Source organism: uncultured Fibrobacter sp. (genome assembly GCF_946062555.1).
In the GTDB taxonomy this organism is placed as follows: domain Bacteria; phylum Fibrobacterota; class Fibrobacteria; order Fibrobacterales; family Fibrobacteraceae; genus Fibrobacter.
Window position 1 is genome coordinate 62700 of the sequence record NZ_CAMGVQ010000015.1, and the last position, 12396, is coordinate 75095.

Below are 12396 nucleotides of genomic sequence, written 5' to 3' on the forward strand. Positions count from 1 at the left end.
AAATTTTACTCCAATTTCACCTTGTTCAAGATATTCCCGTTAAGAGTCAAAACTAGGAAATTATTTGATATCCATGTAGTATTTTCAACGGATACATAGTGAACGCCTTCATTCCATGAGCCTTTAAACAGTGTCTGCAATGGGCTACCCAATGCATCTACAACTTGTAGCACATAGTAAGCGGGTTCATTCACAGTAACTATAACCTGATCTCTGTCAATTTCAATTGCTCCGTTTGTCACAACCGTATTCGGGCCTTTCTTCGGCGCACCATCCGATTGCTGCGGAATAGTTCCCCACAGCAATTGTCCAGAGAGATCGAGTACAACTATCGAGTCCGCCTGTGACATTTCATGAGTCAAACCAGAATGGGACGGATCATCAGCCGCATTCCAATTTTGATAATCAGTATGATGCAAGGCGAACTTCACGCCATTCCCGAAATCAGATTTTTCACCAGGGTTCAAGATAACATCATTATATCGGAACGATACGTAGTACAATCCATTGCCAACCTCCACGTATTCCGGAGCCTGGGCTAACATATTAGAATGTACGTCGAATTGCGGCTTTTCAGCATCATCACGGAAATAGTATCGAACTTCAAATCCGTCTAACTTAACAACACCGGTATTTTCCACCAGCATTGCAATAGTGCTCTTAGCGGAAGTATCCCAATTTTCTTCCATTGCAAGCGCACGAACACTCGGAGTCAACATTTCCGCAGGAGCTCCTTGTTCATAACAGGACCAATTACTGAGCAAATAACCATCCTCATCCAATAGGGCGATACGGTCAGTGACTTGGAAGGATCCTCCTATTGCACTAGAGTCAAAACTCGGGTCATCATTATAATTCCATGCAGGGAACGAATTGTACTTGTCGTTTCTATGTATGCCTATTTGTGGACCATAACCCCAGTTGGCGGAAGCTCCACCCGCCACAGATTCAGTCAACGCATATTCAACATAGTACACATCGCCTCCGTCGGTTCCAAAGCTAACCGAAGCCTGCGGATTGAAACTCTGAGCCGAGACGTCAATTCCTTCACCAGAATAATAGTAGCGCAAACGCATACCAGATATCGTAGAACCTGTGAGATTCTTTAGACGGAAGTCGCTTTTCATCCATGTTTTGTCACCAAATGCCGGATAAAGCATTTCCACCTGAACTTTCGCTTCTGGTGCAAGCCAAGTACTATCGTTCCACGTCATATTAGCGGAGGTAATATTCGCCCGTATCGGAACCAAGGCAAAAGCCGCTATATTAGTCATATTCTTCGGCTTTACCGTTATAACATGCTCTCCAGACGCAAGGCTCATCATCAAACCTTCCAAGCTTTGCGTTTCCCATATTCCGTTAGACGAAAGCGAGTAAGAGCCGACATAACTGCTGTCTACCAACACATCCACAGTCGAGCTCATATTCGCGTACCCGCGAGAGAGCACATACATATTATACGCATCTGCAGGTACATTCACACGCCAAGAAACGGATGCATCAGAAGACAGGTTCTTTTGTCGCAGATACGCCATTCCTGCCAAATCGCAAGATTGATCCACAACCATCCCAAAACGGTCATCCAAATCAACCGCATGGGCATAGATGATTTCCACGTTTGTATCCACGATACCATTGTATATGGAGTAGACCTGTTCTGCACTCAAAGCATCCTTATAGAACCTCAAGGAGCTCATATTGCCAGACATGGCAATCATTTTGCCATTATTGCCTACAACAGGATTGCCGCGCGATACCCATTCAAAATCTACACCCAAATCCTTCTGATCCGCAAGAATTCCGTTCTTGTACATAGATACAGTCTTTCCTTCTGCGACCAGCACATAATGAGCCTTGACCTTTGCCGTGAGCGCGACCTTGTCAAAGGACACAGAATGCCCCATATAATCGAAGGACAATAGGCCGTTCCTCACACAAATCGTCCAAGGTCTCGATCCATTCCACGACACAAGCGAATACGCCCTATCGTCATGGTACCTACCAGGCTTATATGCAAACTCAACGCTCATGGGAACAGTATCTACCCCCGACCATGTAGACTTTGAAGAAGCCTCATCTGTACCTTTCCACATATAGATTGAATTTCCGTTCCTCCACGGATTGTCCATGGAAATATCCAAGTCAATGCCAGAACCTGTAATTTCTTTCGTCACACTTCCAACGCCTTCATTCAAAGGATACCACAGCACCATAGTTGTCGGGTACGGATAAATAGGTTCGGAAGAAATTTTCGTTTTGACATAGTTGTGCCCATAATCCTCAGACACAATTTTGAACGAAGCCACACAACCAACGCACTCCATAGTTTTTTCCTTCGTTATCAAGAAGGATTCGGTGAAATGATCCGAAGCAAACACAGTTCTGCTTTCAAGAACAGCACCACCGAAATACAATGTAATAGTCGTTTTTTCGACTCCGCTACCAACATCTTCTAGCAAGGCCCCCAAAGTCACTTGTTTGTGGTCTCCATCATCGCTAATCGAAGTTGTCACTTCAGTTATCTTGGGAAGTGAGGTATCGGCAAGTACGCGAGGGCCAGCAAGCTGTACATTTTTGCCATTTGTCCCGTACAAAGCAAGACGCGAACTCATTGTATCGCCAACGGCACCAATATCGTTCATTCGAGCAGACCAAATGATGGCTCCATCAGCAACACCCTGGACCTCACCCGCAACGCTACCATCAGCCTTGAGCTGGAGTAAGTAATTGCTTCTTCCGACACAAGGATAGGGGTATTCAAGATAACCATTTACTAGCCCCATCCAGACAATCGAATTAACAGGCATCGAATCTGCACATGCGAATTCCGGAATAGCCTCCACACTGTCACGCACATGAACATTCGCCGCAACTGTGGTATCCATTACTATAAAGGTAGAGAACGAGCGTGTTTTTCCGGATATATGAATTCTATCCCAGCCGGAAGGAGCCGCGCTGCACGTTGTAACGCTACTAGAGTCACCACAGGTTTTCAGGAAAGTGTCCCCATTATAGAAGGAGATTTCCTGAGCATCAAGCGGAACAATAGTCTTTGACACCGTATCAGGCTTATATATTCTTGCCTCCAACGGATTCTTGTTCCCTAGAGTTTCTTTGGTAATGTCAACGGATACACGAGGCCACTTTGCGCTGCTATCTTCATCAAACTTGTGGGATGGCAGTACTTCTACAACAACTCCAATGGGCTCCAAGCCTTCAAAAATCCTATACCGGAAATCCGACAACGAAGCCGTTCTTACAGTAACATCCGTGGGGCCATCATAGGCATTGGCCGGGAATTGGACAGACACATTTCCATACATAGATTGAATAAGCGTATCTCTACCCGGATTTACCAATTGTCCTATATGAACATTTAATTGTTTGAAGTAAATATCCCCATTAGAGTTGCCACTGCCATAAGTGAGGAAGAAACTCGTATTTCCCTGCAACCTATACACATTAACAGTATCGATTGCCGGATATGGTTCCACCAACGGTATCGTATCCTGATACCCCCTCTTCAACGGGACTATACGACCATCATACAAATAGGAGAGGTTCCACGGGAGATCCACTCCAGGAACGCGGCCACGCAGCGTCACTATTTCATCTACTCGGGCGTCCGGAACAAGAGAATTGCGAGTCACCTGTACATGATTATTCTTAATCGACACATCAAAATACGGATGCGATGGGAGAATGTTCGTTGTATCGGCCTTGCGGCTGTATATAGCAGGATTAATGAGAGTATCTTCCTGCACCCAAGGGCTTCCCAATATTTCGCTTGAGAGATTCTGTCTAAGCAGACGATCCCTAGAAACGGTATCTACAGCCTTAAATTTTACATCATTATATGCCATCGGCACCGAATCAATCGAACGTATATAGGACAACGCTTCAGAAATGTTTTCACCAGGATTATACGCATAACTACCATCATCGGACATTTGCCAAGACTTTGAATCAAGGAACTTCAGCAACGGATTAGGATGAATATTTCCATCCCACGAAGAGGATTTCTCCGTTTTTTCAAACATGCTCCTCGGAATTATCCAACCAACATTTTTCGTATAATTGGTAGAATCAGCCCTTACGATAAACTTGCCCAATCCAGCAGAATTTGTGGGATTCCATCTGTTAAACAATGAATCCTGGGATGCCAACGACGTCAGCATATTTTTCATGACCCCGCCCACCGTAAACTTAGCCTTCCAGTCAGCATCAGTCCAGTCATTTACACTATAATGTATACGTGATGCTGCAGTGTAGGCTTTGTAACACCACAAACTCTGATTATCAACATCCCTTATTGAAGAATCATCACACAAATTGCTCACGCCAGTACCAATCCAATCTTTGGAATCCAAATAAGGGTACGACACCTGGACTCCAGATGGCTTAGTCGCATTCAAATCAGTTATGTAAGGAGCAACCATAACTACAAAACCATCCCGTTTCATCGAGCAGTCGGCCATTCCGTCAAAGGTTTGTATATCCCCATTAGACGACTTGAACGACTTCGTTTTAGTAACACCATCAACCCCGTAAACGGCCATATTCGCCTGGAAGGTCACATCAGCATCCGTATTTTCCCCGAAGAACTTCACAAAATAATGAGAAGCGCCGTCTGTCAGAGTAATCGTTTCATCATTCGCCTCATCTGGGAAGGTCAACGGATTATTTTTAAAACAATCATCTTTTTGAACAGCAAACTTTTGCGTTTCAAAAGCGGTAACAAGGCCATAATTCGAACTATGAACCCATTCCTTACCATTATGTAAATTCAGCATAGAAGCACATGCATCAAAGAAATTGCTTTTCTTATAAAGAGTGTTGTTCGTATGGTCAAAACGAGTATATTTGTTTGCTAGGTTCGTATATCCAAAACCATCTGGATTCCAATACTTGCCTTTCACTGTAAGTTTCAACTTAGCAAAAACACTGGTAGCACTTCCATCATTATTTGATGATCCGTTTAAATCTAAAGAATTATTTCCAAAATATTTTTCTCCATCAACATGCAAAACATCCATTGTCAACATATTCTTGTGAGCATCATATGTAGCATCAGTAGAATCGCACACATAGTCGTTTTCCTTGGACGGCACACACGTTTCATTCGTTCCATCCTTTTCACCCACAATTCCAGTCATGTCTTTACTTTTATATTTGAATGTAGTTTTGGCAGACCATAACAAAGTCTTTTTATAATCGCTGCCAAAAAAATCAGACAACTGACTATTTGTATACTGAGTTGAACCATCAATATTCCCATTTTTAAACAATGTATTCCATGTAGGATTTATAGCATCGGCATCAATTACAAAATCATGACCTTTTTTATTTATGCTATCTAATATATCTTCATAATCTGTAGCACTAAATACTTTTACAAACAAACCTATATCATATTCCTTATCTCCGTTTGCATCAAAGCCAACCAAATTATTTTTCCCGACACCATTCAATTTTACGCTATTTATTACAGACGCCCCACCATTTTTTAGTTTATCAAATGTCATTCTTTGCGCAGACACCGTAAAATAATATCTTGATTTTTCTGGGTAATACCCGCTTTTATAACACATAAACCCTCGACATTCGAAATTCATATGATATCCGTACGTTGATATCATAGTCACCACCGTCACAGGGAAGCTACGTCTAGCCCTGCGAATTCCAAGACTAAAGCGATTTGCTCTATATATGGAGGGTTCCTGAGTTCCAGTATAATCCCAATAATACTCCAGTTCTCGTTCTTCTTCTGGTAGCTTTTGGGCTTTTGCATCAACAGTCAACTTGTAATCCGGTTTACCAACATAGCGCAGTTCTCCGTTTTCATCAGACAGGGCCTCGTCCATAGAAAGTGCCGCAAACACGCCGCCTGTACCAGACAAACTATCTGGCGCAGGAAGAAGTTGACCTGCATATGTCAAGACAAATGGATAACTACCACTAGAGCGGTTTCCATCAGCATCAACAGCCGAAACTTCAAAGGTATACCTTCCAGAATTTGTCGCAGCAAAGCCACCATCGGTAATACCATTCCACGATACAGAATAGGCATCTTTTTGCTCACCGGCAATGCAGTTTGAATCTTTCATCAAAGTACTTACTACTTTTCCTGCATCATCCTTTACAAACACGCTTACTTTAGCATTTCTTCCGGTTATACCGAATTCATACCCTATATCACCCAATTTGATCATCGCACTAGCGCTTGAATCCCTGGATATTACAAATTCGCCCAAGGTATCGGGAGCCACTCCATAATTCGATATAACCCTAGTCTCACCAAAATGCAAATCCCAATCGCCTTCAGCGTAAATTACCCTTCCATTTTCAATGTTTTCAGTCGCCACTGCGGTCAGTTTTACTTTAGAAGAACCGGGGTAAACATTGTTTTTCGTAAGACCATTCCATACGACATCCAATTTATAAGTATTCAAGTCCACATACACTGTCTGCACATAGCGCAGATTGCTATCCAAATCATTATAATTGAACTTTTTGGCTCCGCAATAAATATGGTTCAAAAGAGTGGTATCTGCGGAAGACATATCGACAATAAACGGAGCAGCAGTTTTAAATTTAAGATGTAGGTCATTTGATTTTTCAGCCAGAACCCATCCTGCCATGTAATTATAGGATGGGATTGCAAAATACTTCAAATCTGTAGACGGCGCATAAATTGTGGAGTCATTCACGTTATAGAATTTCTCGTTCACAATGGTTCCGCTTTCCTTCCATACAAGATCGGAATGATCATATTTCAGCACAAGCGCAGTGGTATCATATACGCCAGCAGCTTTTACATCGCCTATATAGCGCACATTCCATTCACCATTGTCATTATAAACATAAAGTCCCTCATCGCTAAAATCGGAGGGAACTCCGTCAAATGGGGATACTTTCATGGTATCCGCATAAGCAGAAGTCGCTTCCACCAGTTTGGTGGTATCAAAAGGATCTGCAACATAAATTTTCATCTGCATGGACCAGTCTTTTGACCCATTGGCCCCATTCAAATAAGCGGAAATAACATGAGCGGAATCACCAGGAACTTGCGAAGACGGAAGACTCAACGATATTACCGGATTATTTACCGGAGCTGTGCCAACGGTATCCAAGGTCACTGGAACAGTAGAACTCACCCAATCACACTTGCTATCAGAAGCATCCCTACATCCGCGAACAGACAACCTAATTTCATAATTTCCACGAGGCAGAGTATCTATATTCCACACAGCCAGTGTTGTCACTAAGGAACTCATCAATTTATTCATTGATATAATCCCGTCCTCATGCCATCCCGAAGACAAACTATCCGTATTTTTCCATTCTATTTTGTATTCCGCAGTCTGGAGATTTCCATTGGGCACAATAGGATCCGGTGCAATACCTTTAATTTGCACCATATTTCCAGTAATGGGAGCAGTTTCCGACGAAGGATAGACAATGGTCGGATAACGATGGCCAACACTGAAAGCATCGCTATTCATGCTGAAGTTCCCTGCTTCATCGAAACAACCCACTTGCGTTGCATACTGACCATCTCCGAATGTCACCCCTGATTTTTTCATCGAATATGGAATCCTAACTATGCTAGAACCAGCGACGCTTACAGAACTAATATTCGTCCATCCGCTAGAAGTACTTCCATCGGTAATTCGTTGATAACAAGTTATCAATGAATGATTTTCTTCAACATCAGAAGGCTGAGACACATATACATTGGCAGAATCCACATCCGAAGCCGAAGCATAAACAGGTTCACCAGCAACGACCTGATTTACAGAAGGCGCAGTCCTATCTACTTTTACTTTTTTCGACAAATCTATTACTTCCGTTTTATTACCGGCAGCATCAACCATCACGACAGACACGACATAATTACCATCCGGCAACTGCTGCGCCTCTGGTTCCGTAAATTCAAATGTAGCAGATTTCTTAAAGTCAAAATCCCTTACATAACTTTTAGAAATAGAATGTCCCACATCCATAAAGAGAATCTGAATACGTACAGAATCATCCAGTTTGTTTGCGTCAATTTCTTTCAATGCGAAAGAAATTTTTACCAGCTCTGCATCGTTGAATACCGGAATACTCCCCTGCGTACGAGACCACGCCGGAATCCCAGACACAGTACGGAAAGTCGTATCGGAAACACCACTGACAACAACCGAAGCCATATTCAATTCCGGTTTTTTCTTATCAATGTATATTTCTTTGCTTACTGTTTTACCATTTATATGAGCTTTGAAAGCCCCTTTAGAACCCAATATATTCTTCCAGGATTTGCGCAAAGCAACAGTATCGCCGATAACGAAACTATCCAAAACGGCAATCATATCATAGCTCGGTACAGCAAAATCAACTGCTTGTACATAAACAGTAGCCTTCCCATGAGGCAACGAATCTCCCTTTCCGTTCCAGTCAAAATCGTACATAGTCGACCCTATTCCGTAATTATGGAATAGGAACACTGTATCTCCGCCTTCAGGAACGACGAATCCACGAATAGCACGCAAAGCCGACGCATCCGCCCTATTGTCAACCAAGCCCCATACTCCATCACGGTCGGAGCCGCTCAAGTCAGATTGAGAAAGTACAAGCGATATATCCGGAGCCTTCGTATCCACATAAACCCTAACCCGCATAGAGTATTCCGTCGTCTGCGAAGAATTTCGATTCTTAGTTTTCAACTTCCAATGAAGAACATACTCACCATCACTCAAGTTGTTATTCGTCAAGAAATTCTCGCCAAGAGAATTGGAAATTTTCCACTTTTGTTCCCATACCTCTTTCTCATTTCCCAACGAATCTTTTATCACCTCACTCAACGAATCCGTACTCAACTGTACCGTTGACTTTAAGTTTGTCACAGCATCCTGGAAACCATTATTTGTCACTTTAAGCACAGAAAGGGTTCCTTCTGTGAAATCATATGGATCGCCAAGATTACTAGCGTTAAAGAAGATTTCATTCAAGTTAGATACAATCTGGAGATCCTTCGGGAATCCCTCCTGAAGATACGGCAAAGTAGATTGATAATAGAACGAAAATTGAGAATATCCATTTAAGCCCAAATTATTGCTCAATGTAATTGTAACCGTATTGGGTCCTTCCTGCTGGACCTTATTGAAGGCGATTATTTCTGATTCTGCTTTTCCCTCGTTAAATTTTTCAACTATAGCCTTCGGTCGGAAGACAAACAATCCGTTCGCATCCACTATCGGTCTATATGTATGGTCAACTGATTTCTTTGTTCCTCCAGCTCTTGCTATTTCTATAGTCCACATCCCCGCCATCGAACGTGTAAAATAGAACTGGACATCAGTATTGAAATCTATTTTTATTTCTTCAATCAAATCAGGACGCAAATCATCTATCTGGAAACGATATTCCTGCAATTCATCTGTAACAGTCATCGCAGGAAGGTTCTTATAAGAAACCCTCCTGACGACTTTGTCATTCTCTACATTTTCGTAATTTAAAGATTTAATTGACAATGCTCGATAATCATTTAAAGTCTTTAGCTTATTGTCTCTATAGGAGTCAATAGCATCCACATACGGATAGATCTTTGAGGGGTTCAAACTATCTTCAACCATGCCAAATCTGCTTGCAAAAACAGTTTTCAGTTGTGCAAAATTCGAAATTTCAGGAACAGCCTGACCATCACCCGATGTTGCATAAAACACCATTGGCAACATACGCACACCATCGACAGAGGAATCCACCACAGATTGCAAACTTATATACGGATTTTCATAAAGCATCGAATCCATACCAGTAAAGCCTCCGGCATCCTTAACAAGGGATGCTTTTATAGCCATTAAATCTGACGCTCTCAAAGCACTAAGTCTATTGTTGAGCTTCACAGATTCAGACGCAATATCGGCCATAAAAGCCATATTCGTTCCCAATCGCGCCGCCTGACACACTTTTTCCAAAGCAGGGCCATATGCAGGGACAAACTTTAGGCCAAAACATGTAGCTGCAAGGACCTCATCAACCAGTTCCCGATTAGAAGTCACAGCACCGATTTCAACAAGACCAGATTTATAACTAGCATAATAGGAATCCATATTTGAATTTACATGCAACGGGAATTCTCTTCGTGAAATATCAGAATTCGAGAACAAGGTCACACTACCACCATACGAACTATTTGCCGAAACGTCATAAGTTCCTTGATCAAAGAAATTTATTGAATACTGAATCAAATTCTGAGCCAACTTCTTTTGGCCGCTATAGGTACAATCTTCTGTATAATCTTTACCTACAAGGTTTGTTACATTGCCATAGGTCAGCGGATTCGACAAAGAAAGGCCCGAAGCACAATTATCACTAGCGAGTTTCATGCCATCATATTTAGGAGAATAAGATGTAGCAAAAGTTGAAACAATGTCGTCTTGAAGCGGAGAAGGAAGGAAATTTTCCGCAACTGCAATAAAGTCAACAAGCCATTGCGGAAGGTCATCGATAGTTTCACCCAAATCTATTTTATCAAAAACGAAACCAAGTACTTGTTCACTAGCCCATTCTACACCCGCTTTAACGCCTTTTTTCACCCAGTCATTCATATTATCTTGAATAAGGTTCTTTACTTTGCCTGAAAGGCCGTCAATTCCTTTCAAAATGTCAGAATTTTCTTTAAAATTCTGGTTTTCAAATTGCCACATAGAATTAAAATCTGGCGAAGAAAGCAACTTATCAGTTATTCCAGTAAGAACTTTCGAAAGATTATCAGAAATTTTTGAAGCAATAATAGTATCAATTTTAGCGCTATCAATCATTATTGTTTTGACTACATTTGTCGCCTGTTTCACAATAATAGCATTCAACATAGACTTGTTAATATGATACTTTTTCTGGAAAAGATAATCGGCACGCATACGACGCCCATTTCCTATACTCGGCATACCATAAGAATATGTCAAACGGAACATGGGCTTGTCATAAGTGGTAATCATATCATAAGAATTCAAAAGTTGCACACGACCAATAAGGGTGTCAACGTCTCCTCCGGGCAATTTATTAATGGACGGCTTATATTTTTCGTCCCTTTTATCAGCATCCTGCGCCAAATACCACAATACGCCATCATCAAATTCGTAATCATTGAAATACTCTTTTTTTAGGCCATCATATACACCTATATTCACAAGACCAGACAAACCATCTATAAGGGTTTGTGTAACTTCTAGCAAATTCTCTTGCGTAACGCCATCTGCCATAATAAACGCAACCGACACAAGAGGAACCGCCGCCGCCAAAACAGCACCCAGCTCCGAATGAACATTTGTCAAATCATCTTTACTTAAAATAGCTTGGTCGGCAAATCCAGAGCCCTCATGAGGGGTATCAAAGAAGAGAATTTTGTCCACATCCCCCCTATATTTTTCGCCCTGCACATACTCACGAGCGACCATACCGCCAGTTCCTTTTGAAATAAAAACATAACGAGAAGGAACCAAATCCGGACGTTCTTTTTCCAATTCTTCAAGTGTGGGAACACGACCATTCTTAGACTTGTATCCCGTAATCCAATCATGCAGACGTCCATCCATATTCGCATACGACGCATTAATCGTTGTTTCAGGATCGAAGCTTTCATTAGTTGAATTCCATTTCCACGCATTTCTTCTTATCTGCGTTTTCTCCATGATATTCTTGGCAGAATTACTATCAAGTTTCGGAAGATTAGATTCATTCAACATTTCCTTGAACCAGTGTTCCAAGGCTTCGTCCATAATGGACCCAACTTTAGCCTTGCTACCAGAATTCAAGTAGGAGATTCGGCCCTTTGAAGCATCATACGAAGCATCATACGAGTCACAATTCGTTGTATACCAAGCATCCATATTTTTTGATAGTTCATCTACCATTTCGGACGGGCTCTCAGACGGATTAAAATACGGCCTAGAATATATCTGAGCCTTTGAATTTGTCACTTCTTCCTGAAGGAACTTCGCAACCCCCGTTTTTCCCCACGAATCGCTAGACTCATAGTTAAAATCGACACAGTATTTTTCGTATAACCCGTGGCTTTTTGGAGCCATTCCGTCTAAAAGAATGAACAATATTGATTTTGCAGGTTCCATTGGAGCGGGAAACGCAATGGAAACTAACATAATTGCAATTAGAAAAAATTTGTACAAAAAGTTCATTTATCCAACCCATTTAATTTAGGGCGCAAATATAAAATAAATTGAATCGGTTATTTGATTACTTTATGCAAAAAAAACTTTACACAAAATTTTACTTTCAAATTAAATTCCAAAACCCTTATTTTAATAGAAATTCGCGTTGTAAAACTTTACAACACTTATTTTGGCTCTTCTGAGCTAAGTGTGGAACATTTTTCTAAAAAAATAGCCTGAAAGC

1 protein-coding gene is annotated in these 12396 nt (G+C 41.5%); it reads right to left on the reverse strand.

Annotated features, from left to right (window positions below; translation table 11 throughout):
• Positions 1 to 5: 5 nt before the first annotated feature.
• Positions 6 to 12143, reverse strand: coding sequence for an Ig-like domain repeat protein (locus Q0P86_RS06450; RefSeq protein ID WP_295038184.1), 12138 nt, complete (start codon positions 12141 to 12143; stop codon positions 6 to 8).
• Positions 12144 to 12396: the final 253 nt, after the last annotated feature.